Raw genomic sequence first — 26374 nt, 5'->3', positions numbered from 1 at the left:
CCCCAGTTTTGCCGCAGCTAAATAGTAACGGCGCAAAGCATCATCAATACGCCACTCCATGATCTCCTTTGGGGATACGTGGTAGGCCAGCGGGATCACGTCTGTCAGGACTTCAACATCTCTTGGCGAAAGAAGTCCGCCGGTTGTTGCAAAAAATCGATCAGGCGCTCCTGAAGCTGATTCCAGTCCGGCAGACTCAAACGGGTTAGTTCTTGATGGGTAAACCCACAACAGCTGGCACTGATAAAGAGTGTTCTTTCCCACTCATCCTGATGAGTCTCCATCAGTTCTGTAGTCGCAACCGTCGGCGGACGAAGTTTATAACCTGTTTTTTCCTGACCATCATCACCCTGAATCGGGAGCAGTAATGTCGGTTCATTAAGGTCAAACTCACCGTCCAGTAATGTGGCCGCATTGGATTGCATCAATTCCAGAACTTGCTCTCGAATCGAGTTGAAATCCGGAGTGACCAACCTCTTCAATTCAGAGGATGTCAGTCCGGTACTCAGACAAATACATTCCCAAAGCAATTGATTGTCATCGTGTTGATGGTGACGGGTCAGTTCTCGCTGTTGCCCGACAGTGATCGTGTGAATGTTTACCTGATTTAGTGGTTGACCTTTATCATCTTCAATCGGCCAGACTAGGTTATGTGTGTGCAACATAGGGGTAACTCCTCCCTCATCAACGTTACGTATAAAAAAGGCCCCGCAAGGGGCCTGATTTGTAGCGATACCAGAAAAATAAATGACTGAACTTACGCCATACCGATATTACGGCGATGGGCTTCCATCAGGTCACCATTACCCAGATTGAGTATTTGGGCATGACGATCAATGTCATAAATCACTTTGCCATCTTCGGTTTTCTTGTACGCGCTGACTGCCATTTCCATGTCGTGATCCGGCAATTCCCCCATTTTACTGGCTGATTCGGTCACCGACGTTATTTCACCGGTTAAACTATAAATAATGGCAAAATTGTTACCGTCTTCATCCTGATGGGACTCTTTGATATCAACCTGACACAATGTTCCGGTCGCTAATCCATAAGCAGATAAAAGCGCTTGATCGGCCCCTTTGACTTTCCACTTACTATTCATTTTTTCAAGCCCGACCATAATCTCGCCCGGAATGAAAGAACCGCCACGGGTTTCCTGCATAGCCTTTTTGATTTCTGGTGGCGTAAACTCGTCTAGCTCTTTGATTAACGGATGAGAGTTAATCATGGCATAACGAGTAATTCGTGAACGTTGACCTGCCATTAAAGGACCTCCTCAAGAAATGATTCAACAATACCGGTGTCCTCAATCAGGTGGTACACCATATGTTCGTTTGGCGCGTAGCCGTAGTATTTGATCGCAATATGCCATTCGCCATTACGGTAGTTTTCAACGTTATTGAGTGTCGGATGGAGGTAGACTTCAGCGCCCATCACGGTTTCATCCGCTTGCAGTGATTTCAGCCAAACATTCAGTTTGTTGATTTCTTGCTCCATAAAAGACTTACTCATATTTCTGGCCATCGCGCTCTGAGCCGTCTTCGCCAACTTACGGACAATGGCATACTCCAGACCGACCTGAGAGACAAAGCGCCCCATCACACAGCGGTTACCAATCAGAGAGAATCCCCCTAATGATGTCCGCGCAAAATAGGAAACACCGTGACGATTTAACAAATCACCATTGGTGGATTTATCCATAATGTTATAGTCAATTGTACGGGCTGTGCCGCTGATCAATGCGCCCATACCGCCCTTCGCCGGGCTTTCCCATGCTTTGACGCGAGCAAAACAGGAGAGCGCAACCGCTGCACCGGAGAACGACACATTGCCTTTTGCTGCCTGACTGTAAACAGAAACCTGTGGATCAACCAGATAGAAAGATTCATATCCTGTGCCTTCACCACCAAGATTTTGTGAATAGGCAACTGCATCTTTATCATTGGTATTCGGGCCGTCACCGACAGGGATGGCAAATAAGCGTTTTCCCATTGCGGCCAGAGCATCGGCTACCGGCTTGGTGTTAAATCCCGGCGCGCTGATATGAGTTGGCGTTTCCATACAATCAGCCAAGGCTTGAATACCGGTTCGTTGACCCGTTGTTGCGTCAACCTGACCAATCACATTGTTGACCGTATCTGACTGCTCTGTGCCTTCCTCAACAATCACCACGTAAATCGGAACGGAAACCAAACGGAAAGTTTCATAACAAGTGCGCCACAAAGTCCCTTTTTCTTCCCCGGTAGTATCAAGCTTTGCGGTATCAGCCATATTCGCAATACGAATCGGCGTATTTTTGGTCAGTGATGTATCAGCATCTGGTGCAGTCCCGACGACGCCCAAAACGATGCTTCCCAGCGGCCCCATCGGGGGTGGTGCGGGATGATTGATAACACTGATACCGTTATGCACAAATGATGCAATTTCAGGCATTCGCCTTCTCCTTCTGTTGAGTAGGCAGTGAGGTCTTAATTTTGACCTTACCGCCCAGTTTTAAAAATTCAGCTTCACAAGGAAGCAAATCGACGATGTCGCCTTTCTGATACCAGTGCCGCTGATTCGGGCATTGGTACGGTGCAAGCACCTCATAGGATTGAGGTGCAACTTTGAGTTTGTGTTGCGCCATAAAAACTCCGGACATAAAAAAACCGGCTAAACGCCGGGGTAATTCAGGGACAAAAAAACCGCTTTCGCGGCGCTTTGTGTTCGAATGAATGTTATCGGTCAGAATTCAGGGAATGGCGGCCAGACCACAGCATCGGGATCGCTGAATTGCTGCGGAATATCAGCAAGCGTCTGAACATAACTATCCAGTTTGGTTAAATCGCTTGATGACAGTGTTGTCCGGTTATCGGCATCATCGACAATTTTTCCGGTCCGTAGTTCTCGGCTGTGACGCATATAAATGCTGTCCGTTGCCGCAATGAGCATATCACGCTCAGCGCGAACTTCTGACCAACGCTCTTGCTGATAGGCAGTGGTCAGAAACTCGGAGGATAACGATTTATTCATTCTCTGACCGTTGTCATCCGTATTTGACACGGGGAAGTTCATCAAGTGAACACCGTTATAGATCCAGTTTTTTATCATCTTACTCATGCTGCTGTTCCTGTAATCGTATTACCTGCATTATCAATAAATGTGTCGTTGCGAATATTCACCCCATATCCGAACATCGATGCATTTGTCGCTGTGACATCAATCGTTGTTTCAAACATGGTTGACTGAATCATTCCCTGTCCACGATAAAGATTGGCACCATCACTGCCACCACTCAGTCCGACAATACGTTGACCAAGAGTGATGTTCAATCGGTTGAGCGTCACCGTATAAAGACCTGGGTTAATAGCGATGCCCCCCATCTGGATCATTACACGATTACGGTGAAAGAACCATTGATCACCCAGATTGTTGGAGATTGCGTCCCCTGTCGTGATTGCACCATTATGAATCACAAGGGTGGCGTCTCGAGCCCCTCTCAATGGCGCTAAACCTGTCCCGACCAATACACCAGAACCATCAAATATATTAACCGACGGGAAGTTCAGTGTGTATCCTCGTAAATCCATAATGATATGACGCCCACTGAACCATATTTGTGACGTAATCTCAACGTTTGATAATAGTCGAACATTTAAATAAGACCCATATGGCATTGATCGCGTTAATGCCGCTTTAAGGGTCTTATACGGAGCGGAGATGCCATCATGACTGTCATCTCCATGTTCAGCATCAACATAAACATTCACTCTCGTCTGATTTGTAATTGTTTCTTTTACCTCTGTCGTTGCCTTAACTACGGCTGTATCGATTTCAGCAATCTTATGAATGACTGTTTCAGTCAATCGGTTCACGCTATTCAGCATTTCTGCTGTGGTTTCTGTGCTCATATTTGTTACCTAACGGGTTATTGTTCCAATGACAGCAGTCTGAATGGCTGCTGAATGAAGGTATTCATCATTGTGAGTTGCGAAGTGGGCTGAGATGAATCATTGTCCTCGGATATATTCCAACGTCGGCACATGCTCCAGATTACGCGACGTCTTCACTTCAGTCACGATATGAGATTCGCCGATATCAATGTCGAATCCAGACTTGAAAATCCGAATATTATGATGGTCAAAAACATTTGTTGTAATAAGTTCATTATGCGTAATCACTTGCTGAAATTCTTTTTTGGTCGATGAAATTAAATAACGGTGCCCCCCACGTAACCAAAATATCGCCCCCAGCACATAAGCACTACCATTGATAAAATCAGCAATAAACCCATCTGTTTTAACTGCATCAGGCGTCATTTCATTAAATTTATGTCCAAATATATCTACCAGTAAGACATCAGATAACACACCCCAACCGTTATTCTGTAATAAGTATCGAGCAGTGAGTCCGCCAGCCCCTTCACGGTCATCGTGCAAACTTCGACTAATTTGTAGTTCGGTGATACTGCGTTGTGCCGCTGGAATGTAAACCGGATAGAATTTATCTTCCTCTCCAGAAACATCAACAAATGTACCTTCCCGTGTTGTGTAACGTTCATCAGCGTCTGTTAAAAACTGCTTGAACTCTGCTTCAGCCAACGCTACCCGCTGGTCAATCTGCCCTATTTTTCCTGTGACGGCTTCTGTCACTGCATTTACTGATTCCGTTAATGCTGCAAGTTCTTGCGCGAGCATAAACAACTCCTTAATTCTATTTGAGGATAAAAAACGCCTGATAAGGCCGCCTTTTGTTATTTGTTTTCCAACGCCAATATCCGAAACTCTTGGAGGATTTGCCGGTGCATGGTATCTATCTGAGCTTTCGCCATCTGAGCAAATTCATCATCGATAAGGATATTGAAATTCTCCATACCGACCACCACTGTAACCGTATCACTTGGAAGAACACTCAAGTCCAGTGTAAACGGCTGAATACAATGGCCATTTTTAGTTTTGTAGTTCAATGTTGTATCAGGGGCAGAGATCACCCCTAACAGTGTCCCTGACCCAAGCCAGAACCCTAACTCTCGAATCGGGTATTCCTGCTCACCGCTAAACTTAGCAATGGCTTGAATCTGACCAAGACCCATGTCTTTATATTCACCAAATTCAACCCGCTGCAATTCATTCTGCAAAGCCGTCTGGTCAGGATTCGGGGTATAGGCCCGATCACCGGCTGATACCCACTTTAATGATAATTGGATTCCCTTTGCTTTGGCGCTGATACATTCCTCCAGGCCTTTGCGGGTGATCACTAACTTAATTGTGTCTTCACTCATAACGTAGCTCTCGCACTAATGGTTAAAACGGTGAGGTTGTAATGCGCTGCATAACCCGTCACCTTGATTTGACTATATCCAGCAATGACTGGAATAACAGCACTTGCCTCAACAGCATTAATATTCATCCCGGGCACGGTCGCACCACAGACAGAAAGAGCAACGTAAGCCTCTGGCATTGGCCATAATTGCGCATTACCCGAGGTTTCCTGTGTATTAATCACCGGAGCGATTGCACCGGTGATACCCATGCTCGTTTCAACCCCAAACATCAAAGAAAGCTCGATTCGATCCCGTTCTGACTGGGTATCTTCAATATAAGCGAGTAGCTTTTTGACATTGGTAACGTTGACTGGCTTGTTACCATTTTCCCAAGCCACGATCTCTAAGCTGTATGGCTGACCTTGTGGCTCTTGCTGATACCATGGTTTGATTTGACTTTGAAAATCAAATGACTCCAGTGCTAACTTGAGTCCGGCACGGGTACCGCTCATTTTCCGCACCTGCCATGCATGTCCGGCAAGGTTGCGTTTAACGGACTCTGTATCGGCTGTATCCCACACCGCCAGTTGAAATTCAGCAGCGAGATAAGGAACGATTTCTATTGCTGTTTTTTGGGCATCCAGTAGATGGGGGTATGGATTATCAATGCCATAAATTTGCTGACTAAATGACAACTCCATTGAACGTTCGAGCGGACTCCGGTTGTCCGGGAGGACACTATATGTTTTCAGTGTCAACGGTAATTTTGACTGACTCAAGATAAGGCGCCTCACTGTAAGCACAACGCAATGGCTGCTCAGGTTGAATAACGTCTCCGCGGTGTGCTCCGGTTGACTCCAGTAGCACACTGTAGAGCATGGATGACTCGATGCTGGCACCAAGTCGATGTTGTTTCAGGGCATAAGCTTTCACTGCTTTTTCTGCGGCTGTCCGCACAACATCGGCATCGGGACCGGGGCGGATATAAAGCTTCGCTTCACACTGCCATGGGCGAATATCAGGCGCTTTTACGGTAATCAAATCGGTTTCCTGAGCGATGTCATCCCGCTCCAGATAAGACTGAGTCGCCTCAATCAACGACGGAGTTGGCAGACCACTGCCTTCATGTGTCAGAATAAAACAATCGACGACACCGGGAGATACTTGCCGGGCTTGTGCATCTTTCGTCAAGCCAGCCATGTCATGCGCCTGATACTCATAGGTCACGACAACTCGATTTTTCTCATGACTGTTGATCTGAACTTCAGGCCGGCCCCCTAAAGTCATGGCATGAAAACGGTATCCTGATCGTGTGCCGGTACTCGCTAAGGCATAAGCCGCCAGATAATATCGGGAGAGTAGTGAATCATTACTCTCCATAACTGGTGGAATCGGAGGAAATGCACCGGGATCTCCGGGATCAATAATCTGACGAGTCACACCTAACTGGCTCACAATTAAGTCGATCATGTCGTTATCCGTCGCATACATGCCAAACATCTGTTGTGCTTGACCATTCAATTGCCGAATATGGTTTTGTAAAATAACCGTAAATGCTTCGACAAATTTAGTCAGTAATTCAGCTTCATTGCCGAGTGTTTCATTCACCGCAGTTGCATCATCTGGAGAGTGCTGTGCAAAGTATGCCAAAATATCGCGCTTTACTTGTTGGAGCAGAACTTCAAACGATGGGGTCTTGATGATTTCTGGTTTAGGTAATGGATTCTGATGTGGAAACATTCAGGGGTACCTCAAACTTAACTGTCCGCCCTTTCCAATTGCCTGAAAAGAAAAGGCTTAGGCCAGTCGCGTGACGTGTTGCAATACAACTGTCCGGGATAAAATCAGACAGTCCGTTTTCTGGGTTATAAAACGCCTCAAGTGCAGCAGACTGGGTACGAACTAACATACTGTCAGTCATATTCGCCGCTAAATTTTCCCGTACTCGGCTACCGAAACCCGAGCGTTTCACGCGGCCTCCTAACGGGGTGGTCATGACTTGAGTAATCCGACTGACTAACTGTTCATAACCTTCAATTTGTCTGCCGGTCATCCGATCAATACCAATCATTAGTTCACCTTATAGACTCCGGCCGACGAACCGCCTGTGACGTTCACTTCCGCTTGGCCTTGGATATGTTCAACAACGGCTTGAGCAATCGCTTTCACCATGACTTGGGCATAAGCATGTTTGACATCGGTCCTAAAGCCTGCATGCTCTAATTTATTGATGATCTCCCCTTCTAGAATATCTGCATTGATAGCCATATTATTTCCCCGCTGTGACTGTACTGGAACCATCGGCATGTGGCTTGCCGGTAAAATGACAAATGTGTGCCGTCGTGACGCAAGCTGACCCACCGTTCAAAGCAATACTTTTGGCATTCACGGTTGCCACATCACCAGCGACAATCTGCGCACTTTTTTCGACATTGATATGAACATCCCCTTTAATATCGACGGTCAACACATGATTTTTTGCATGATAGGAGGTACGGCTGCCATCCGGATAAACCCGCAAGATTTCATTGGGATCGCCACTCGGAGACGGGAAGTTATCACTGAATAATCCTGTCAGAGCGACTGTCTGGCTACCGTTATCACCGGCGCCATAGTTGAGAAGCAAAGCTTGTTCACCAACCGACGGGCAGCGATAGTCTCTGGTCTCCCCGGCAGAGGAAGCGAACCAGCGAATAAACGGGGTCGTTAAATCACCGTGCTGCACTTTTATCAACCAGCCATTTTCATGGATGGCCTCAACCCGCCCTAATCGAATCAAACTGCGGTTGCGACGTCGTAAATCTTCCAGTTCACTGGAAAGCATCTCGATTCGTTCCAAATAAGGGGTCAGCATTTCTCGGACGAGTAACTCAATTGCCTGACGCATACTTGACCTCCAACGGCTGATATTCATCCGCATCATCCAAGTGTTCCGGATTCACAGCCCAGGCAATCCCTTCCCGAACTTCATCTGGTTGAATGAGAGACTCACCAAGGTACAAATTCTGTCGCCAACTGACGACTCGACCAATCACCTGATCCAGCTGATACTGAAGTCCGCTTGGTTCTGTACGTAAAAATTCAGGCATGTCTATTTGGCGGATATCAACACCCCAACAGTTTCTATCGATAAAGCGTTCAATCATAGCAATGCTATCCAAGATCCGGAGAAAAGCTCGCTCAGCTGAACGCGGTAAGAGACAATGAATCCGAATATGGAAGCCATGACAATATTGTCCTCGCTCACTTCGGCTCCCTGCTCTTCCATAGCGAAATTCAATCAGGAGTGTCAGAGATTCGATTGTCATCGTGCGATATTCATCATAATTTTTCACGACGATATCGTTTCCCAATAATTGTATGAGAGAAGCTTCAATCCGTTCATAAAGCTGACTAGGTGATTCAAGCTGTAATATTTCTGAGTTCAAAATATATCTCCTATGTGATAATGGGTATCACATATTTCGTTGTGTTTTATATCTCATAGCCGAACAAGAGCACAGGATGAATAAGTGTTTAACTATTTGTACCGAACGATTCAAATAAAATAAAAATCATCAATAATAAAAAGGAAATAAAAAAGCTCCACCAATCAGGCAGAGCTTTGCAGTGTGGATATCATGCGCCATTCAAAAATATATTTCAATATCTGTGTTCATCACTTTGCGAACTATTTATTGAATACCAAAACCAATCACAGTTCAAAATAAAAAAGCCCCGCCAGTCAGGCAGAGCTTTGCAGTGTGGATATCATGCGCCATTCAAAAATATATTTCAATGTCTGCGTTCATCACTTTGCGAACTATTTATTGAATAGATAAGCTAAACTATGAATTATAAAAAATTCAAAATCAGGATAAATTTAAACATCGACATCATATAAAAATGATATTGTCTTATATTATAAATAATTGGCGATTAAAATGGATATATTAGGGAATACTATTTCTTATAATACTAACTTTAATTCATCAAAGCATAAGTTTCTTCTTCTCGCTCTATTCGCTCCATGAGCGTCAACATTGCTGCATTACGTTTTGCTGCAAGCCATTGACTGAGTTCTTCCAAGATCGCATTGTATCGTTTAAATATCGGATACGAACAAATAAAACCACGAGAACACATCGCAACATAACGGGATTCTGGACGCCACAATACTCGTCCCTCTTCACAATGAGTACATTTTCTCATTTGCCGGTGTGACGTTTTGTAAAAACCGGAGCCTCCGCAAGATGAACAGATCGTTCCCTGAGGATGGGTTGCCTCTTCAATTGTCGCATCAACCATTGCAGCGAATGCAGATTCACTACGCTGACCGCGCCAGTTTTGGGTCAGCGTGGCAATCTCCGACTGGATCTCTTTTTCCAAGGCCTGACGAGAATGACGGCAGTCTTGAGTTTCGACAAATAGAACAAGAAAGCCAATTGGTGATGACTTCCAGCTCACCCCAACCATCGCAAGCTGTTCTTCAACACTGAATTTACTTCGCCCGCCCTGATGTATCGCTTGATAATTCATCCCTTTCAGATTGAATTTTGCCAATAGTGTTTCCGGTCTCATGTTGTTTCCTTATCTCAAAACCAAATGGTCGCATATTTGAAATATTTTCGATCTCATATGATTCAATTTCATCAGGAACAACAGAGTCCAACGTGTCGTCATTCCGATGCCACTTCATTGCAATAAGAACCAATATTTACAAAAATTAAATACAACTATTGATCTGTTTTCAAGAGGACAATGCGAACAACTCATTTGATAACAAAAGGTTTTATATGCACAATCACAGCGCTACGGTAAACAAATTATCATGACACTCTAAGACATTCTGTTTTCTCTTCAACGCCAAAATGATAGTATTCGCTTTATCGGCAATGACAATCAACGTCAACATACATTGATGAATTGTCTTGCTTTTCGATGACTGATTACCGGATACTTATTGAAATAGAATCACTGCCAACGAGATGATCATCTCTACCAGTTGTGAAGCCCATTCTGCCGTTGCTCCAACGGTCTGTCGTATTCATTCAATTGGTTGATTTAGCTGATTTAATCAACACATAAAGCATATGAAAAACAACGAACAACCGACATTCTTCTTTTTCGATTATGAAACATGGGGCACAAGCCCCGCGAAAGATCGTCCCTGTCAGTTTGCCGGAGTCAGAACTGATACGGACTTCAATATCATCGGTGAACCACTGGTCATCTTTTGTAAACCGCCGGTCGATTATCTGCCTGCACCGGAAGCGGCACTCATCACTGGTATTACGCCACAGCAAGCGAATAGCAAAGGTTTGTCGGAGCCCGAGTTTATTGATCGTATCCATCAGGAATTGTCTCATCCCAATACAACTTGTCTGGGCTATAACAACATTCGTTTTGACGATGAAGTGACCCGTTATACCTGTTATCGCAATTTTATTGATCCTTATGCATGGAGCTGGCAAAACGGCAATTCGCGTTGGGATCTGCTCGACGTCGCGCGAGCCTGTCATGCATTACGCCCGGAAGGGGTTGTATGGCCTGAAAATGAAGACGGCAATACCAGCTTTAAGCTCGAGCATCTTTCCGTTGCCAATGGTATCGAACATACCAATGCCCACGATGCGATGGCCGATGTCTATGCAACCATTGAATTGGCAAAAGTGATCAAAAATGCCCAGCCGAAATTATTCGATTACTTCTACTCCATGCGCCACAAACGCAAACTGAATGCGCTCATCGATATTGTCAGTATGACGCCACTGATGCACGTTTCCGGTATGCTCGGCAGCCAATGCCAATATACCAGTTGGGTTGTGCCACTGGCTTGGCATCCGCATAACAAAAATGCAGTCATCATGGTTGATTTGGCGAAAAATCCCCAACCGTTGTTTGATCTGAATGCTGATGAGATCCGAGCGCGTCTTTATACAAAACATGAAGATTTACAAGAAGATGAGTTACCGATTCCGGTGAAGCTGGTCCATCTTAATAAATGTCCGATTCTCGCCCCAGCGAAGACTCTGACGGCAGAAAATGCGCATGCAATCGGCATCGATAGAGACCAGTGTTTGTCTCATTTGTCACTCATGAAACAATCTCAGGATATCAGAGAGAAACTAGTACAAGTATTTAGTGAAGAGCAAGAGTATCCAACGGATAGTGACGTCGATACGATGTTATACCGTGACTTTTTCAATCCTGCTGACAAAGCTGCGATGGAGATTATCCGCCAAACACCGCCTGAGGCTTTATCAGATTTATCGATCTCTTTTCAAGACGCACGAATCAAACCTCTGTTGTTTCGTTACCGAGCCAGAAACTATCCCGAAACTCTCACCATGCATGAACAACAACAATGGCAATCACATTGTCAGGATTATTTCTCCCAGCATCTGGATAATTATATTCTTCGTCTGGAAAATTTGGCTCATGAGCATGAGCAGGATCCCCACAAAATGCAGATACTGAAATCAATCTACCATTATGTACTCAACCTGACATCATAGCGGGCTGATTTGCTGAATATCAGCTTCATGCAATCTCGACACATGAATATGACTTGCATGAACCAAGGATAAATCGTCACTCAATTTCGGAAATCGATATGTTCATCTCACTACTTAAATTTGTGGTTTCTTTGGGAGCAATTATGGCTTCCCTATGGCTCGGTACACTCATTCAGGTTTGGTTACACCTATCTATTCCCGGAAGTGTTCTGGGGATGCTGATCCTATTTATCGCACTAGCCAGCGGACTGCTGCCAGTCTCATGGGTAAAACCGGGGGCGTCACTGTTTATCCGTTATATGGTTTTTCTTTTTGTGCCGATCAGTGTCGGTCTGATGACTCATTTCGACACGCTGATTGAGAATGCACTGCCAATATTTGCCAGTGCTATCGGTGGAACCATCATTGTGTTGGTCTGTATGGGTTTGTTACTCGATCGTATGCTGAAAAAAGAACATCACTGAGGAATATCACGCATGTGGCTTTTGATTACCATTGTTATTTTCTTTGCCGTTCGCTGGTTATGTCAAAAATGTCGAACTCCTTTAGCCAACCCACTACTCATTTGTGTCATCATTATTATCGGCATTCTGCTCTATTTTAATGTCCCTTATGAAACCTACGCAGCAGATAATCAGTGGGTGAATTTTTTACTCCAACCCGCAGTTGTCGCCCTTGCCTATCCACTCTATGAGCAATTGCCGCAAATTCGTGCCAAATGGCGAATTATCCTATTTGCCAGTGTCTTTGGGAGTGTCATGTCAATGCTGAGCACGGCATTAATTGCGGTGTTATTTCATGCAGACACACCGCTCATCGCAGCGCTGCTGGCCAAATCGGTCACCACGCCAATCGCGATGGAAATCACCAGTAAACTCGGCGGTGAGCCATCAATTGCTGCGATTCTGGTACTGATTGTCGGGCTATTCGGTGCGATTTTCGCCTATCCGATTTATCGTTTGCTCCATATCACTCATCCAATCGCAAAAGGGTTAACTATGGGCAGCATCTCCCACGCACTAGGCACTGCCAGCTGCGTCGAAAATGATCCCCGGGATGCGGCATTTAGCTCACTTGCGCTAGTACTCTGTGGTATTATCACTTCTGTACTGGCACCACTGGCTTACACATTGGTGCTATGGCTCAGTCCATTGCTGACGATTTAATGAATTATTGTTGCTTTTATTTTTGATGTTTGTCACATAATCAATGAAATAAAAATTACATTTATCATAATAATAGGATTTTGGTCACAACAAATTCACCAAACTGCGTTAGTATAAAATGCCTGATGTGATGAAAGAGATGAACATATGACCCAAGACCGATTCACTGTTCTCAGTCAATTGCCTGAAACACTGGCCAAACCGCTCGAAGAGATTGTCATCAATCCGAAATTCTCGGCCACTTTCACCTCACAACAAGTTGAGCATTTAATGCATACCACTGGGTTCGATGCCATCACCCTTGCCCAGCATTTGCTCCCATTGGCTGCGATTTATGCTTATACACCCGTTTCCGACTTTCAAGTTGGTGCAATCGTTCGCGGTGAATCCGGTGCGCTGTATTTGGGCGCCAATATTGAATTTTCCGGTGTATCACTCGGACAAACCATACATGCAGAACAGGCCGCCATTGCTCATGCATGGATGTGTGGTGAAAGCAAACTCAGCGACATTATTGTTGATACACCGCCATGTGGCCACTGTCGTCAGTTTATGAATGAACTCTCCGGTGTCGAGGGGCTGCGAATTACCCTCCCCAGTCAGGCAACTAAAAAGCTGCTCGATTACCTTCCGGACTCTTTTGGGCCCGTAACAATGGGGATGAAGACTCGATTCATGGATCCACAACCCCATCAAATCCATGCTGATCATACGGATCCACTGCAACAACAGGCGCTTAACGCACTGAACAAAAGTTATGCGCCCTATAGCCATGCGCCCGGCGGTGTTGCTATTGAACTCATCAATCAGCATATTTATCTGGGCTCTTATGCCGAAAATGCAGCCTTCAATCCGAGTCTTCCGCCACTGCAAGTTGCAGTAATACTGCTCAGAATGAATGGCTATTCATTTGACGATATTAAGCGCGTGGTGCTTGCTGAAACAAAAAATGCAGTGGTGAGCCATCTGGATACAACCCGTTCGGTACTACAAAAAATCGCACCACATATCCAGCTGGAACAACTTGAAATCTAGTGTAAAAACGACATAACTATTTGATTATTAATTATAAAAATAAATTTCTCATATGAAAAGCCGAAAAAGCAAACGTTTGCTTTTTCGGCTTTTTTCAGTATGATTGCCGCAGTTTTCAAAATGAGAAGAGGTAATCAGATAATGTTAGGGACAGCGACAAGAGAAAGTGCAACGCGGGTTCTGTTACTTGGCTCCGGAGAGTTAGGAAAAGAAGTCGCAATTGAGTGTCAGCGGCTAGGGTTGGAAGTTATCGCTTGTGATCGATATGCCAATGCACCGGCCATGCAAGTTGCGCATCGTTGTCATGTCTTCAATATGTTGGATGGTGATGCGCTGCGTCAAGTGATTGAACTCGAAAAACCAGATTATGTGGTCCCTGAAGTCGAAGCGATTGCCACGGCGACACTTGTCGAACTAGAGAGTGAAGGGGTTCATATCGTACCGTCGGCTAAAGCAACTCAACTGACAATGAACCGTGAAGGGATTCGTCGTCTGGCTGCCGAAACATTATCTCTCGAGACCTCTCCCTACCGCTTTGCGGATAACTATCATGATTTCCGCCAAGCAATTACTGAAATCGGGCTTCCCTGTGTCGTCAAACCCGTCATGAGCTCTTCTGGTAAAGGACAAAGCGTTCTCAAATCAGAACAAGATATTGATAAAGCCTGGCACTACGCTCAGGAAGGTGGTCGCTCCGGTGCCGGGAGAGTGATTGTCGAAGGCTTTATTGACTTTGATTATGAAATCACCCAACTCACCGTCAGTGCGGTAGATGGTATCCATTTCTGTGCGCCAATCGGTCATCGGCAGGAAGATGGTGACTATCGTGAGTCTTGGCAACCCCAGGCGATGTCTGATACTGCCCGGGAAAATGCACAAGCAGTTGCGGGGAAAATTGTCACGGCACTCGGTGGGCATGGTATCTTTGGCGTCGAGTTATTCATCAAAGGTGATCAAGTCATTTTTAACGAAGTTTCCCCTCGCCCTCACGATACGGGGCTAGTCACTTTAATCTCGCAGAACTTATCCGAATTCGCCTTACATGTCCGTGCATTTACCGGTTTGCCGATTCAACAGATTGTATCGTATCAACCTGCAGCATCGGTCGCTTTGCTCGGTCAAGGCACATCAGATAATGTCCGTTTTGATGGACTGGCGAATGCGTTGATGGTTCCCAATACACAGGTTCGTCTGTTTGCGAAACCCGATATTGACGGCAGAAGAAGACTTGGCGTAACACTCGCGACAGGAGATGATACCCAACAGGCGAAAGAAGCGGCACTGGCATGTGCGAGTCATATCGTCCTGCATTATTAGAGCTAATCCCCCGATAAAAAGATGTTCTGAATCGCGATAGTTACACCAGCCACGTAAGACTATCCCAATAAAATAGCAACAGAACAAAAAACAGCCCGGAATGTGGTTTACGTTCCGGCCTGATATCTTTTCGGTTGCATAACGAAACAACTAAGCTTCAATCAACCACACTTCATCGGCAAATCGACTCAGCTCTTGTTGCGCAATTTTCGGATGTTCCGCATCCGCATCTTTACGACAGAGCAATGTCGTTTTCATGCCCTGAAACAATTGCTGGATCTGGTGACTATCAACACTAAACGGTGGTCCGGCAAGTTCAGTCTGCTCATAGTCAACCGTGATTAAAAGCATCCGCCCGCCGGGCTTTAATAGTTCACGTAGTCGTTGTACATATGCATCTCTCTGGGATGGCATCATCGACACCAATGCAGCCCGATCATAGATCAGTTCAACACCATCAAGTGGTGCGGTAAAAACATCACCCTGATAAATTTGGAGTTCATCAAACTCATAACAGTGATGAAATGAATCGATCTGTGTAACTAACGGTGTATAAAAATGTTCAGAGAAAAACGATCTCACAGCAATCTCACTGAGTTCAACACCCATGACTTTGTCATGTTCTGATGCTAACCAAACGAGATCTTCGCTTTTACCACACAAAGGGACGAAAACTTGCTCCTCTTTCTGTGGTGACAATGCAGGCCAGTATTCCACCAGCAATGGGTTCACATCTGTCAAATGAAAACCGATACGATTGGAAGCCCACTTCCTATGCCAAAATTCTTTATCCATGAAAGCTTCTCTAATATAAAAACAACAGCCACTGACCAGTGCTGAAGCAGAACTGTTTATCAGTGGCAAAAAACTAGAGATCGAAAAATAGATTCACTCTTATGAAAGCGGCAGATTAACACCCTTTCAGAGTATTCTACCTTTCATTCGGATCGATATTTTCGACACGAGCTTTCAATTTTTGTCCTGGACGGAATGTCACAACACGTCTCGCGGTAATCGGAATATCCTCTCCGGTTTTCGGATTCCGCCCCGGACGCTCGTTCTTGTCTCTCAGGTCAAAATTACCAAAACCAGACAACTTGACCTGTTCGCCATTTTCCAGAGATTTACGGATTTCCTCAAAAAATGCTTCAACCGTTTCCTTGGCATCCCGTTTACTAAACTCAAGCTTTTCAAACAGGTTTTCAGCCAAATCGGCCTTTGTGAGCGCCATAAAACTTCCCTCAAAGCTATATTGAACCTTACTGTCGATGTGACAGCACCAAAGCATTTTTACTCAGCCAATCAACAACATATCGGCTTTATTGTAAATAGTGTATGCCAACCTTCTGATTTACGCCAACTTTTTTATTAAATCGCTCGCAAAAGAAACATGCTATTCGCAACTATTGTGGGAGCATGTCACATTTAAATCAGCAAAAATTGATGATTCAATCGAGAAAAAATAGCGTATTCTACGAAAACTATACAATATAACTGATTGATTATTATCATAATAGTGTCAAATTCATATCAAAATTTCAAATATGTGAACTCATCGTATCTGAATAATTTCTCTTTCCCATAAAAAAACAGGCTGGTGTGATACATTCACCAGCCTGTTTATATAGTGATAACAAAGATTAATCGCGCAGTAATGCACCATATTGCTTATAAACCGCAGCAACAATTTCACTCACTACCGCAGAAATTTCAGCTTCTTCGAGTGTCCGTTCTGCAGATTGCAGTGTCAACGCAATCGCCAGACTCTTCTTGCCATCTTCAACCCCTTTGCCGACATAAACATCAAAGAGTTTTGCTTCTTTCAGAAGTTGCCCGCCGGCATTTGCACAAGCTGCAACCACTTCACCAGATGTCACCGTTTGGTCAACCACTAAAGCGATGTCACGACGGTTCGCCGGGAATTTTGAAACAGATGCAATTTCTGGAATCAATCGTTGGTTCAACCCACTCCATTCAATCTCAAACACAATAGTTCTGCCATTTAAGCCAAACTTACGTTCAACTTCAGGGTGCACAGCGCCAATCACACCGATCTGCCGTCCTTCATAGTAGATTGCCGCAGCCTGCCCCGGGTGCAGTGCCGGATGTTGAGTTGCAGCGAATGAATAAGCGCTTGAATTTGCGGTCAGCTCCAGAATCGCTTCCACATCACCTTTGGCATCGAAGAAATCAACTGTCCGACTCTCCATATTCCAGTGTTCTTCTGTCTGAGTGCCAGCAATCACACCGGCAAGCATCGCTTCTTGACGGATGCCTTGATCAGCGTTTTGATCAGGAATAAAGCGTAACCCCTGCTCAAATAAACGTACACGGGGTTGCTGACGCTTCTGATTATGAGCCACTGTATTTAACAGCCCTTGAATTAAGCCTAATCGCATCGCCGACATATCCACTGAAATCGGATTGGGTAGTACCAGTGGCTCGACATCAGGGACAATCAGTTTTTGTTGTTCCGGTTCAACGAAACTATAGGTAATCGCTTCATAATAACCACGATCAACTAACAGATCCCGAACGCGCTTCAGTGGCAAATCAGCTTCTTTGTGCCGGTTCATAGTCAACGCAGCTTGTGGTGCTTGAAGCGGAATATTGTCATAACCGTACAGACGGCCAATTTCTTCAATCAGATCCTGTTCAATCGCAATATCGAAACGCCATGTCGGTGCGACAGCATGCCAACCGCTTTCAATCGTGGTTACATCCATCCCCAAACGAGTCAGAATTTCAACCACATCTTCATCAGAGATAACATGCCCTAATAGACGATCAAGCTTTTCACGGCGAAGTGTCACTTGATTTGGTTGTGGCAGATGTGATTCAGATTCAACGACCACAATTGGTGCGGCTTCGCCACCACAGATACTGAGTAGTAACGCAGTTGCTCGCTCCATCGCATTGGTTTGTAAAGCATAATCAACACCGCGTTCATAACGCATCGAAGAATCCGTATGCAAGCCATAACTTCTCGCACGCCCACGAATACTATCCGGTGTAAAAAAGGCGCATTCCAGTAAAATATCTTGAGTCTGTTCATTAACGCCAGACTCTTCACCACCGAATACACCAGCGATCGCAAGGGCTTTCTGATGATCAGCAATAACCAATGTATCATTGTTCAGGGAGACTTCAGCACCGTCTAACAGCGTCAGTTTTTCATTCTGCTCTGCCATCCGTACAACTATACCACCTTCAATCTTAGTCAAATCAAAAGCGTGCATCGGCTGGCCTTGCTCTAACATGACATAATTGGTCACATCAACAATCGGGTCAATCGAACGCAATCCGCTGCGACGCAGCTTTTCCTGCATCCATAATGGTGTTTTGGCATTAAGATCGACATTTTTCACAATGCGGCCCAAATAGCGAGGACATGCATTCGGCGCTTTCACATCAATTGCAATCTGCGCATCGATTGAAGGCGCGACAACTTGAAGATCAGGAGAAGAAACGTCCATTCGGTTCAAAGCACCGACTTCACGAGCCAAACCTCGTAAACTGAAACAATCGGCACGATTGGACGTTAAATCCACATCGATAGTGACATCATCTAATTGAAGGAACGTACGAAAATCCATACCGATCGGTGCGTTGGCAGCAAGTTCCATAATGCCGTCTGATTCAACATCGATACCGAGTTCTGAAAATGAGCACAACATACCGTGAGAAGGTTGCCCGCGCAGTTTCGCTTTCTTGATTTTAAAATCACCCGGTAAAACAGCACCGACCGTTGCGACAGCGACTTTCAAACCTTGACGACAGTTTGGTGCACCACAAACAATATCGAGCAGAGCCTCTTCACCGACGTCAACTTTCGTCACACGGAGTTTATCTGCATCAGGGTGTTGACCACATTCGACCACATGGCCAACTTTGACACCGGTGAATGTCCCGGCAACAGCAGTCACATCATCAACTTCAAGACCTGCCATTGTAATTTGATGCGCCAGTTCGTCTGTCGTAACAGAAGGATTCACCCACTCGCGCAGCCATGATTCGCTGAATTTCATTCTAATTTCACCCCTGAATTACTTGAACTGTTTGAGGAAACGCAGATCATTTTCGAAAAATGCCCGCAGATCATTGACTCCGTAACGCAGCATCGTCAGACGCTCGATTCCGATCCCGAAAGCAAATCCGGAATATTTTTCAGGGTCAATACCAACACTACGCAAGACATTCGGGTGAACCATGCCACACCCTAATATTTCAAGCCATTTTCCGTTTTTCCGTTTCACATCAACTTCTGCCGACGGCTCAGTAAACGGGAAGTAAGAGGGACGAAAACGAATTTCCAACTCTTCTTCAAAAAAGTTACACAAAAAGTCATGCAAGATGCCTTTCAAATGCGCAAAGTTTACATTCTCATCAATCAGCATTCCTTCCACCTGATGGAACATCGGTGTATGTGTCTGATCATAATCGTTCCGATAAACACGGCCGGGTGCAATAAAGCGTAGCGGGGGTTGGCTGGCTTCCATCGTTCTGATCTGTACACCAGACGTATGAGTTCGGAGCATTAATTTAGGATTAAAGAAAAAAGTATCGTGATCGGTTCTGGCCGGATGATCTTCTGCAATATTCAGTGCATCAAAGTTGTGGAAGTCATCTTCAATTTCCGGGCCGGACTCAACGGTAAATCCAAGTTCACCAAAGAAGCTTTCAATGCGTTCGATAGTCCGAGTGATCGGATGAATACCGCCATTTTCAATCCGATGTCCCGGCAGGGTTACATCGATGGTTTCGGCAGTCAGTTTTTGTTCTAATTCTGCACGCTGCAGCGCTTCTTTTCTGGCAAAAATAGCTTGCTGAACCGTATTCTTGGCAGCATTAATTTCCTGACCGGCCGTTCGACGCTCTTCTGGTGGTAATTTACCCAGATTTTGCAACTGAGCAGTCAGCTCACCCTTTTTACCCAGATACTGAACACGAACTTCATCCAATGCATTCAGCGTGTCAGCAGCCTGAATTGCCGCACTTGCACTGGCAATAATCTCTTGTAGATGTTGCATCGTTTCCTCATCTGCCTTGCTTGGCAGTTCCCACAAAGGTTCTTTCGGTTTCCCGAACAATTCTTAGGTCTAATAAAAATAGCTATACATAGTACCCAAAGCCGCTTGCAAAGCCAAATTGTAATCGTTTTTCATGTGGTTATTGAACAATAATTCAACAGGATTTGATGACACAAATTTACGGTCATGATTCCATTGAAGCATCACACAGGAAGAATCGGATGGGATTAGTACTTGGCCGGATAGAATATAATGACAAGAATCAAGATTGAATCACAAAAATACGATAGAAGATAATCACTTGTACCAAGATGGGATTGAGATAATGAGCTGAACGGGAAGAAAACAATATGTAAGAAATGAGAATACAGACTGGAGCGACATACGAGGTTCGAACTCGTGACCTCAACCTTGGCAAGGTTGCGCTCTACCAACTGAGCTAATGTCGCATTTCTTTGATGGTGCCCCGGGCCGGACTTGAACCGGCACAGCGCGAACGCCGAGGGATTTTAAATCCCTTGTGTCTACCAATTCCACCACCAGGGCGGAGCATATCAAAGCATTACCTCACTTGAATGATTCCTGAAAGGCAATCACCGCTGAGGAACGAAACGTACTTTACTGGATTCAAAATTTTCGTCAACAAGAAAATACAACATGATGAACTGTATGGCTAAAAATCGGTCTATTGCCGCATTTTTGGTGACTTTCTTAAACAGATTTATGCTTTACCCACAGTGAACAGGCACTCTCCCGAATACAGAATAAAATACGCAAAACCACCACCACAGGTCTCATACTGACATGTCAGGCATGATAAATCTGTCCATTCCACTCGATATTATAAGTTGATGCCTGACTGAGGGAAATCCGCTGTTTTCTTGCTTGTCGGTAGAGTTCTGAAAAACTCAATAACGGCGCTAAGGGGGGCAGATCTTGTTGGTAACGCTGCATAATATTTTTACCGGAAAAATACCCCTGCCACCGTCGATAACTGAATAACGATGAGACGCCACCTGCCAGAAATATCATGGCCCCGAGATGATACAGCGATGCCAGTTCTGGTTGAGCGAAGACAAAATGAGGCTCAGCCGACTGACAAAATGGCGCAACCAAATGCAATCCACTCGTGGCCCGCGGGTTACACTCAATCACATATAACCCCTGCTGATCACGAATAAAGTCAAACGAAACCTGACCGTGGTAATTAAACCTTTGGCCAAATGCACCCATGAATTCTGTAATCGCGGGGTCGTCTATCGGCTGAAATGCACTGGCCGCAGACTGATTCACGCAGAGTTTCGGCCGATAGGCCTGATGAACCCGCATCTGTCCGTGTTCAAATAAGGCATAGTTGCAGATCGGCTGCCCTTCAATTTTCTGTTGTTGTACCCAAGGCATATCAGCCGTGATGTTGAGCTTTGCAATCGCCTGAGGAGTCACATCACTGATCACTTGCGCGCCAAAACGGGAATAAACCGGCTTCAACACCGTCTCCTGCCCACAGACCACATCACAACGATCCATGATCAACCGGGTCGACGGCAGAGAAACTTGGGGCAAGCCGGATAGAGCCTCAAACACCGTATATTTGTTGTGTAGCGTGAATAGTAACGCAGCATCCGGCATCAGCCAGTCAACCTCGGGCCTTTGCTTGGCAATGTCCGCAAGAAAAAACACTTCTTCGCAGGTCGGCACGACCATATCAATGTCAAACCGATCAATAATATCGAGGATTTGCGTCTGATAATCTGCAAAGGAAAAGCGCGGAGAGCTGGTTTGAACATAACCTTCAATCTGTTTCAGAAATGATCCCAGCGGCTGTTTTAACGCATCGGTCATGATCACCCGATGTCCCTGACGGCAAAAAAGAGTCGCCCATTCAAGCGCCACCGGCGCACGGGCTCCGGTAATCAAAACTTGCATAGATTCACCACACGTCGCTGTTTATTCATCGGGTGCCAGTCGGGTGGCGGTGCATATTCACACGTAACAGATACCCGCCCCAATCGCTGAAATAACCCAAATAACGCCTCCCGAATCACACCATGAAACTGAGGAGCCACTTCAATTTTTAAGTGACTGGCTCCGGTTTGAGTAATGCGATAATCCACGCGTTCTTCTATCGCAAGTGTTACCGCGCGATAGATAAGATCCGGCAATACTACGGTTTGTGCCCCGCCCTGCTCTAACACCAGACAATCACCACAGCGCCCGGCAATGGCGCCAAGCGGTTCAAATGGCGCTTCGTCTTGTTTCGCTGCAATCACATCATCTAGCTGATAACGGATGATCGGCTGGGTTCGACGGCGGAAATCGGTAATGATTGGACTGTAATGGGTCTTTTCCGGATTTAACCAATGTTTCTCAATATGCACGATATCCTGATTCCAGCGCATCTGCCCTTGCGTATCCGTACAGGCGAGAAATCCTTCCGTACACTGATAGACTTCGTGCAGTTCACCGGCGAAGGTCTGTTCTATCAGAGCCCGGTCTACCGGTGTTAGTACTTCTGCCCCGGATATGATTCGTGCAGGAGACATCTTCCGTTCACCGAATGTACCGCTGTACATGGCACAAAACTGTAGCGCCTGCGCACTACCAATCAATAAGGTCGGCTGAAAGTGATCCAACGCCCGAATCCAAACGTCATAAGGTTGATTTAAATCGGCGTAAAAGAATTGAATCGGCCCTCTGGCAACAATTTTATATAACGGGCTGTTCGCCCGGAGCGCCAAAGCAATACGATGTTTTTGCCATAAATTAGGTAAAAGCTTGCCCAGAATATTACCGGCCCAAAGCTGTTTCTCGTGATGATCGGCCAGAAAAAGCCCTCGCTGTCCGGAGGTTCCCGAGGATAATCCGACGGTCACACCATTAACCACTGATTGTTCAAACCGTCGGGATTGTTCCGCTTTGAGCGCAACAGACATTAATTGATCGGTTTTCAGCCCTCGGGTGTTGATCGTATCCAGATTAGCCATCATCAGCGATTTATTCATGATCGGAAATGCTTCAAGCGGCTGATGACGTAACGACTGATAAAAAGGTGAATGTTCACAGACCCACTTGAGATGCTGTTCTAATTGTTTACCTTGCCAAGACAGCACCTGAGCACGAGAAGCAAATCGGTGGTAACGCGCAAATGCAAACTGGCGTAACAAAGTCATCATTGTATCCACCCTTGTTCGCAGAGTGAGCGAATACTGGTCAGACAGTGAGAAGGCACAAACTGAATTTCCGCCTTGCCGAGTCGATAGCATAACCTCAGTTGCGCCAATGTCTGGCGATAAGCTTTGGTGTCCTCACAGATAATATTTGCCAGCCAGTGCTGATCCAGATTTTCACTGAGGCTCTCGATCAACCAACAGGCATCCGCTAACAAAAATATCCATTGCGCCTGCAATCTGACTAACATTCCTATCTGCCCGGCAGCATGTCCGGGCAGGCTAACCAAATAAAGCGAGCCATCATCAAACAGGTCTTTACAATACAGTTCAACGCCGTGTAACTGCGGTAACAGAGCGTCGATCGGGAGATCAAATTGATCATGAAAATGCAACTGTTGGTGAATATCATCCGGAATCAGTTGACGTAAATAACCCCTTCTGACCCCACTGAAACGACCTCTATACTTGATGGCATCAAAACCCATTTTTGAACAATGAATCTTTGCCTGACCAAATTCACTCACCGCAGCAATATGATCGGCATGGAAATGAGATAACACCAGATGACCAACCTGTGATATCTCAATCCCGACACGGCCCAACTGCGCGGTAATATCTTCCCCATGCTGCAAATGACACGGGGTTGTCCATGCATAAAACCTTTCCGGAAAGGTGCGTGTGGCATTAAAGAAATGTTGGTGATAGCCGGTATCAAATAGCACATAGCCCTGCTTAGGATGTTTGATCAAAGCGACAGCCGCAGGGAAAGCTCTTGGTTTGAGACCGCTGCCGGGTTTGACGACAAATCCCGGATGAACACAATAGCCACCTTCAAAGATTTTGAGTTGCAAACCATCTGACATATTGCTCGATTCCTTGTTTAATTGTGACATGTGGCTGATAACCTAATATTTCTCTGGCTTTGGTGATATCCAACGTCTGATGGTGATGGAGAAGTCCGGCGCTGTAGCAAGTCAAACGCGGTTCAGGATGGGCCGGAAGCCGCTGCCGAATCCATTCATTCAGTGTCAAGAGTGGGCGCAAAACAGGATAAGGAAGCCGTCGGATGGTCACCGGATGATTCAGTGCCGTCAATAACTGTTGTAACAGTGTTTCAACCGGCATTGGTTCGCCATTACTGATATTGAAAACCTCCCCGTGTGACAGGTTTTCAATTTGCGTACAAGCCAGCATGGCAGCATGGGCAACGTTATCGACACAGGTTAAATCGACCACCGGATTACGTGCCGATGGGAGCAACAGTTGTCCGCGGAATACGCTACTCATGACACGCGGGACAATCGCTCGGTCATTGGGACCAAAAATCCCCCGCGGACGTAAAATAATGCTTTTGATCGGACTATTCGCGACAACACGTTCCGCGAGATATTTAGTTTTTGCATAGTCATTACACCATTGACGCGCCAGTGCATCAGTCTCGGTGATAGCCCATCGGTCAGCATAGTCAAAGTAGACACTGGTAGTGGAGATATGCACCAAATGCGGCACATTCTGAATGCGGGCCGCTTCAACCAGATTCTGGGTAGCCGCCACATTCGCTTGAAAAAACTGCGCGTAAGTTCCCCAAGGGCTGGATAGTGCCGCACAGTGAATAATAGCATCCACACCCTTACAAGCATCGATCAATGCTGTCCGGTCATTTAAATCCAGTACATACGCAACGGCGGTATAGTCACGTTCAAGCTGACGTGCAATATCCGCATTTCTGGCGATAAAACGGAGTTGGTGTTGCTGATGAAATAACCGTATCAGCGCGCTACCCAACATGCCGCTGCCGCCGGTAATGAGAATTTTCATAGACAAATCAAACCCATGCCAAGTGATAGCCCGGCAGCAGAACCAATCAGTAACACACGTTTGCCCTTCGTATCCGGTTCATTTCTCAGCAGGTGGAGATTAATCGGAATGGAAGCGGCGACCTGATTGCCCAACGTTGAAAAACGGTTGATGACCTGTGAGGCTGAAAATCCGGTGATTTTGGGCATTTTTTCTAATGCCCGGAAGCTCGCCTGATGAGGCAGCAAATAGTCAATATCGTTTTGATTCACTTGAGCCTGAGCCAGCCCATGCTTCAAAAACTCCGGTAATATCTGAGCCACCTTGCGAAATAAATTTTTACCATCCATAAAAAAGCGACAAACATTGAGATTTTCATCGTGAGATATTCGGTGAGGATTGAGAAAACTGCCACCCCCCGGAATCTGACAATACTGATATCCTGAATGATGGGTTTCAAAGCGGCGAGCGATGAGTCCGGGACTCTGCTCATTGGCTGCAAGTAAAAATGCTGCAGCACCGTCAGCAAACAATGTGACCGTTTCTTTCTGCGGTGGAAAAGAGCGGTTTAGCGTCACACCTGTTGCCACCTCACTGGTAACGATCAGAATACGCTGATAACGCTTGGCTAAAAAAAGGCTGTGAGATAAATCCAGTGCCGTTAAAAATGACAAACAGGTGCTGTTTAAATCAAAACTTTCGACACCGAATGGTGCATCAAGAGCAGCCAGCAATGCGGAAGCATCATAAGGTAATGACTGATGATGCGTTCCGCTGGCATAAATCACCAAGTCGATATCAGAGAGGTTTAATTCTGTCTGGCTTAAGCAATCTTCGACCGCCCTACGCCCCATTTCGATCGCGCTTTCCGTCTCTCCGGCAACATGCCGATACTCAACACCAAATCTTTTTTTGGACGTCCCGACTGGCAGCGCCAGAAAAGCGTCCATTTGCTCCGAAGACCAACGATTTTTAGGTAAATAGATACCACTGGAAACAATATCGAATGCCATAAATTTTCATCACACCAAAATAAAAAACAGTGTTCAAAATACTATGAAGAGGCGTTTACGTCTAGCCCATTTCGTTGTTTATCATCACAATATAGGCTCAAGTTCAC

Annotated in this window: 29 protein-coding genes and 2 tRNA genes; 5 read left to right on the top strand and 26 right to left on the bottom strand. The window is 45.6% G+C overall.

Features of this window, described 5'->3' with window-relative positions; all coding sequences use genetic code 11:
- Positions 1-104: 104 nt before the first annotated feature.
- The 15 genes from AC55NX_RS06095 to AC55NX_RS06025 form a co-directional block, all read right to left on the bottom strand.
- Entirely contained in the window at positions 105-665 is a 561-nt protein-coding gene (locus AC55NX_RS06095; RefSeq protein ID WP_496994933.1) for a phage tail assembly protein, read from the bottom strand.
- A 92-nt stretch (positions 666-757) separates the two neighbouring features.
- Positions 758-1264: a phage major tail tube protein gene (locus AC55NX_RS06090; protein ID WP_496994932.1), complete on the bottom strand. Its 507-nt coding sequence runs from the start codon at positions 1262-1264 to the stop codon at positions 758-760.
- Positions 1264-2433, bottom strand: coding sequence for a phage tail sheath protein (locus AC55NX_RS06085; RefSeq protein ID WP_496994931.1), 1170 nt, complete (start codon positions 2431-2433; stop codon positions 1264-1266). Before AC55NX_RS06085 ends, AC55NX_RS06090 begins: the two co-directional genes overlap by 1 nt.
- Positions 2426-2626, bottom strand: coding sequence for a hypothetical protein (locus AC55NX_RS06080; RefSeq protein ID WP_496994930.1), 201 nt, complete (start codon positions 2624-2626; stop codon positions 2426-2428). Before AC55NX_RS06080 ends, AC55NX_RS06085 begins: the two co-directional genes overlap by 8 nt.
- 98 nt (positions 2627-2724) lie before the next feature.
- A complete protein-coding gene (locus tag AC55NX_RS06075) occupies positions 2725-3099 on the bottom strand; it encodes a phage tail assembly chaperone (RefSeq protein WP_496994929.1) in 375 nt (124 codons plus the stop codon).
- On the bottom strand, positions 3096-3890 hold the full coding sequence (locus AC55NX_RS06070; protein WP_496994928.1) for a hypothetical protein: 795 nt from the start codon (positions 3888-3890) through the stop codon (positions 3096-3098). The genes AC55NX_RS06075 and AC55NX_RS06070 overlap by 4 nt, the downstream gene beginning before the upstream one ends.
- 99 nt (positions 3891-3989) lie before the next feature.
- Entirely contained in the window at positions 3990-4676 is a 687-nt protein-coding gene (locus AC55NX_RS06065; RefSeq protein WP_496994927.1) for a hypothetical protein, read from the bottom strand.
- A 56-nt stretch (positions 4677-4732) separates the two neighbouring features.
- Complete coding sequence (locus AC55NX_RS06060; protein ID WP_496994926.1) at positions 4733-5260, bottom strand: phage tail protein; 528 nt, start codon at positions 5258-5260, stop codon at positions 4733-4735.
- A complete protein-coding gene (locus tag AC55NX_RS06055; RefSeq protein WP_496994925.1) occupies positions 5257-6021 on the bottom strand; it encodes a phage tail protein I in 765 nt (254 codons plus the stop codon). The genes AC55NX_RS06060 and AC55NX_RS06055 overlap by 4 nt, the downstream gene beginning before the upstream one ends.
- The gene (locus tag AC55NX_RS06050; protein WP_496994924.1) at positions 5981-6982 is read right to left on the bottom strand and encodes a baseplate J/gp47 family protein; all 1002 of its coding nucleotides are present in this window, start codon (positions 6980-6982) and stop codon (positions 5981-5983) included. The genes AC55NX_RS06055 and AC55NX_RS06050 overlap by 41 nt, the downstream gene beginning before the upstream one ends.
- On the bottom strand, positions 6954-7313 hold the full coding sequence (locus AC55NX_RS06045; protein WP_496994923.1) for a phage baseplate protein: 360 nt from the start codon (positions 7311-7313) through the stop codon (positions 6954-6956). The genes AC55NX_RS06050 and AC55NX_RS06045 overlap by 29 nt, the downstream gene beginning before the upstream one ends.
- Positions 7313-7510 carry a hypothetical protein gene (locus AC55NX_RS06040; protein ID WP_496994922.1) on the bottom strand — a complete coding sequence of 66 codons (198 nt, stop codon included), beginning with the start codon at positions 7508-7510 and terminating at the stop codon, positions 7313-7315. Before AC55NX_RS06040 ends, AC55NX_RS06045 begins: the two co-directional genes overlap by 1 nt.
- A 1-nt stretch (position 7511) precedes the next feature.
- Entirely contained in the window at positions 7512-8129 is a 618-nt protein-coding gene (locus AC55NX_RS06035) for a phage baseplate assembly protein V (protein ID WP_496994921.1), read from the bottom strand.
- Positions 8113-8670, bottom strand: coding sequence for a hypothetical protein (locus tag AC55NX_RS06030; protein ID WP_496994920.1), 558 nt, complete (start codon positions 8668-8670; stop codon positions 8113-8115). The genes AC55NX_RS06035 and AC55NX_RS06030 overlap by 17 nt, the downstream gene beginning before the upstream one ends.
- A 535-nt stretch (positions 8671-9205) precedes the next feature.
- A complete protein-coding gene (locus AC55NX_RS06025) occupies positions 9206-9802 on the bottom strand; it encodes a transposase (RefSeq protein WP_496994919.1) in 597 nt (198 codons plus the stop codon).
- 512 nt (positions 9803-10314) lie between these two features.
- On the opposite strand from AC55NX_RS06025, the gene sbcB reads away from it, so the two are divergent.
- The 5 genes from sbcB (at position 10315) to purT (ending at position 15257) form a co-directional block, all read left to right on the top strand.
- Entirely contained in the window at positions 10315-11739 is a 1425-nt protein-coding gene (sbcB, locus tag AC55NX_RS06020) for an exodeoxyribonuclease I (protein WP_496994918.1), read from the top strand.
- Between the two features lie 98 nt (positions 11740-11837).
- Positions 11838-12203 carry a CidA/LrgA family protein gene (locus AC55NX_RS06015; RefSeq protein WP_496994917.1) on the top strand — a complete coding sequence of 122 codons (366 nt, stop codon included), beginning with the start codon at positions 11838-11840 and terminating at the stop codon, positions 12201-12203.
- Between the two features lie 12 nt (positions 12204-12215).
- Positions 12216-12905, top strand: coding sequence for a CidB/LrgB family autolysis modulator (locus tag AC55NX_RS06010; RefSeq protein WP_496994916.1), 690 nt, complete (start codon positions 12216-12218; stop codon positions 12903-12905).
- 147 nt (positions 12906-13052) lie between these two features.
- On the top strand, positions 13053-13940 hold the full coding sequence (gene cdd / locus AC55NX_RS06005) for a cytidine deaminase (RefSeq protein ID WP_496994915.1): 888 nt from the start codon (positions 13053-13055) through the stop codon (positions 13938-13940).
- A 141-nt stretch (positions 13941-14081) separates the two neighbouring features.
- Positions 14082-15257, top strand: coding sequence for a formate-dependent phosphoribosylglycinamide formyltransferase (gene purT / locus AC55NX_RS06000; RefSeq protein WP_496994914.1), 1176 nt, complete (start codon positions 14082-14084; stop codon positions 15255-15257).
- A gap of 150 nt (positions 15258-15407) precedes the next feature.
- On the opposite strand, the gene AC55NX_RS05995 is transcribed toward purT, so the two are convergent.
- The 11 genes from AC55NX_RS05995 to AC55NX_RS05945 all read right to left on the bottom strand — a co-directional run bounded on the left by AC55NX_RS05995 (position 15408) and on the right by AC55NX_RS05945 (position 26267).
- Positions 15408-16052 carry a thiopurine S-methyltransferase gene (locus AC55NX_RS05995; RefSeq protein ID WP_496994913.1) on the bottom strand — a complete coding sequence of 215 codons (645 nt, stop codon included), beginning with the start codon at positions 16050-16052 and terminating at the stop codon, positions 15408-15410.
- 136 nt (positions 16053-16188) lie between these two features.
- On the bottom strand, positions 16189-16488 hold the full coding sequence (locus AC55NX_RS05990; protein WP_496994912.1) for an integration host factor subunit alpha: 300 nt from the start codon (positions 16486-16488) through the stop codon (positions 16189-16191).
- A gap of 409 nt (positions 16489-16897) precedes the next feature.
- Positions 16898-19285: a phenylalanine--tRNA ligase subunit beta gene (pheT, locus tag AC55NX_RS05985; protein WP_496994911.1), complete on the bottom strand. Its 2388-nt coding sequence runs from the start codon at positions 19283-19285 to the stop codon at positions 16898-16900.
- Positions 19286-19303: 18 nt separating this feature from the next.
- On the bottom strand, positions 19304-20287 hold the full coding sequence (gene pheS, locus AC55NX_RS05980) for a phenylalanine--tRNA ligase subunit alpha (protein WP_496994910.1): 984 nt from the start codon (positions 20285-20287) through the stop codon (positions 19304-19306).
- Positions 20288-20660: 373 nt separating this feature from the next.
- Positions 20661-20736: transfer RNA gene (locus tag AC55NX_RS05975), tRNA-Gly, on the bottom strand.
- A 10-nt stretch (positions 20737-20746) separates the two neighbouring features.
- A tRNA-Leu gene (locus AC55NX_RS05970) sits at positions 20747-20833 on the bottom strand.
- 261 nt (positions 20834-21094) lie between these two features.
- Complete coding sequence (locus tag AC55NX_RS05965) at positions 21095-22213, bottom strand: ATP-grasp domain-containing protein (RefSeq protein ID WP_496994909.1); 1119 nt, start codon at positions 22211-22213, stop codon at positions 21095-21097.
- The gene (locus AC55NX_RS05960; RefSeq protein ID WP_496994908.1) at positions 22201-23460 is read right to left on the bottom strand and encodes a F390 synthetase-related protein; all 1260 of its coding nucleotides are present in this window, start codon (positions 23458-23460) and stop codon (positions 22201-22203) included. The genes AC55NX_RS05965 and AC55NX_RS05960 overlap by 13 nt, the downstream gene beginning before the upstream one ends.
- Positions 23457-24320 (bottom strand): MBL fold metallo-hydrolase, encoded by an 864-nt coding sequence (locus AC55NX_RS05955; RefSeq protein ID WP_496994907.1) that lies wholly within the window; start codon positions 24318-24320, stop codon positions 23457-23459. Before AC55NX_RS05955 ends, AC55NX_RS05960 begins: the two co-directional genes overlap by 4 nt.
- Positions 24289-25275, bottom strand: coding sequence for an NAD-dependent epimerase/dehydratase family protein (locus AC55NX_RS05950; RefSeq protein WP_496994906.1), 987 nt, complete (start codon positions 25273-25275; stop codon positions 24289-24291). Before AC55NX_RS05950 ends, AC55NX_RS05955 begins: the two co-directional genes overlap by 32 nt.
- Positions 25272-26267, bottom strand: coding sequence for a ketoacyl-ACP synthase III (locus AC55NX_RS05945; protein WP_496994905.1), 996 nt, complete (start codon positions 26265-26267; stop codon positions 25272-25274). Before AC55NX_RS05945 ends, AC55NX_RS05950 begins: the two co-directional genes overlap by 4 nt.
- Positions 26268-26374: the final 107 nt, after the last annotated feature.

This window comes from Vibrio rubrogenes (assembly GCF_059641415.1).
This window is presented reverse-complemented; position numbering and strand designations above follow the sequence as displayed.

Excerpts from the sequence above, each read along its gene's own strand:
- AC55NX_RS06065 (WP_496994927.1), bottom strand. The coding sequence starts at position 4,676 with ATGCTCGCGCAAGAACTTGCAGCATTAACGGAATCAGTAAATGCAGTG.
- AC55NX_RS06025 (WP_496994919.1), bottom strand. The coding sequence starts at position 9,802 with ATGAGACCGGAAACACTATTGGCAAAATTCAATCTGAAAGGGATGAAT.
- pheS (WP_496994910.1), bottom strand. The coding sequence starts at position 20,287 with ATGCAACATCTACAAGAGATTATTGCCAGTGCAAGTGCGGCAATTCAG.
- AC55NX_RS06040 (WP_496994922.1), bottom strand. The coding sequence starts at position 7,510 with ATGGCTATCAATGCAGATATTCTAGAAGGGGAGATCATCAATAAATTA.
- AC55NX_RS06075 (WP_496994929.1), bottom strand. The coding sequence starts at position 3,099 with ATGAGTAAGATGATAAAAAACTGGATCTATAACGGTGTTCACTTGATG.
- AC55NX_RS06035 (WP_496994921.1), bottom strand. The coding sequence starts at position 8,129 with ATGCGTCAGGCAATTGAGTTACTCGTCCGAGAAATGCTGACCCCTTAT.
- AC55NX_RS05990 (WP_496994912.1), bottom strand. The coding sequence starts at position 16,488 with ATGGCGCTCACAAAGGCCGATTTGGCTGAAAACCTGTTTGAAAAGCTT.
- AC55NX_RS05945 (WP_496994905.1), bottom strand. The coding sequence starts at position 26,267 with ATGGCATTCGATATTGTTTCCAGTGGTATCTATTTACCTAAAAATCGT.
- pheT (WP_496994911.1), bottom strand. The coding sequence starts at position 19,285 with ATGAAATTCAGCGAATCATGGCTGCGCGAGTGGGTGAATCCTTCTGTT.
- AC55NX_RS06045 (WP_496994923.1), bottom strand. The coding sequence starts at position 7,313 with ATGATTGGTATTGATCGGATGACCGGCAGACAAATTGAAGGTTATGAA.
- AC55NX_RS06070 (WP_496994928.1), bottom strand. The coding sequence starts at position 3,890 with ATGAGCACAGAAACCACAGCAGAAATGCTGAATAGCGTGAACCGATTG.
- AC55NX_RS05960 (WP_496994908.1), bottom strand. The coding sequence starts at position 23,460 with ATGATGACTTTGTTACGCCAGTTTGCATTTGCGCGTTACCACCGATTT.
- AC55NX_RS06090 (WP_496994932.1), bottom strand. The coding sequence starts at position 1,264 with ATGGCAGGTCAACGTTCACGAATTACTCGTTATGCCATGATTAACTCT.
- cdd (WP_496994915.1), top strand. The coding sequence starts at position 13,053 with ATGACCCAAGACCGATTCACTGTTCTCAGTCAATTGCCTGAAACACTG.
- AC55NX_RS05950 (WP_496994906.1), bottom strand. The coding sequence starts at position 25,275 with ATGAAAATTCTCATTACCGGCGGCAGCGGCATGTTGGGTAGCGCGCTG.
- AC55NX_RS05965 (WP_496994909.1), bottom strand. The coding sequence starts at position 22,213 with ATGCAAGTTTTGATTACCGGAGCCCGTGCGCCGGTGGCGCTTGAATGG.
- AC55NX_RS06080 (WP_496994930.1), bottom strand. The coding sequence starts at position 2,626 with ATGGCGCAACACAAACTCAAAGTTGCACCTCAATCCTATGAGGTGCTT.
- AC55NX_RS05995 (WP_496994913.1), bottom strand. The coding sequence starts at position 16,052 with ATGGATAAAGAATTTTGGCATAGGAAGTGGGCTTCCAATCGTATCGGT.
- AC55NX_RS06095 (WP_496994933.1), bottom strand. The coding sequence starts at position 665 with ATGTTGCACACACATAACCTAGTCTGGCCGATTGAAGATGATAAAGGT.
- AC55NX_RS06010 (WP_496994916.1), top strand. The coding sequence starts at position 12,216 with ATGTGGCTTTTGATTACCATTGTTATTTTCTTTGCCGTTCGCTGGTTA.
- AC55NX_RS06060 (WP_496994926.1), bottom strand. The coding sequence starts at position 5,260 with ATGAGTGAAGACACAATTAAGTTAGTGATCACCCGCAAAGGCCTGGAG.
- sbcB (WP_496994918.1), top strand. The coding sequence starts at position 10,315 with ATGAAAAACAACGAACAACCGACATTCTTCTTTTTCGATTATGAAACA.
- AC55NX_RS06050 (WP_496994924.1), bottom strand. The coding sequence starts at position 6,982 with ATGTTTCCACATCAGAATCCATTACCTAAACCAGAAATCATCAAGACC.
- AC55NX_RS06085 (WP_496994931.1), bottom strand. The coding sequence starts at position 2,433 with ATGCCTGAAATTGCATCATTTGTGCATAACGGTATCAGTGTTATCAAT.
- purT (WP_496994914.1), top strand. The coding sequence starts at position 14,082 with ATGTTAGGGACAGCGACAAGAGAAAGTGCAACGCGGGTTCTGTTACTT.
- AC55NX_RS06015 (WP_496994917.1), top strand. The coding sequence starts at position 11,838 with ATGTTCATCTCACTACTTAAATTTGTGGTTTCTTTGGGAGCAATTATG.
- AC55NX_RS05955 (WP_496994907.1), bottom strand. The coding sequence starts at position 24,320 with ATGTCAGATGGTTTGCAACTCAAAATCTTTGAAGGTGGCTATTGTGTT.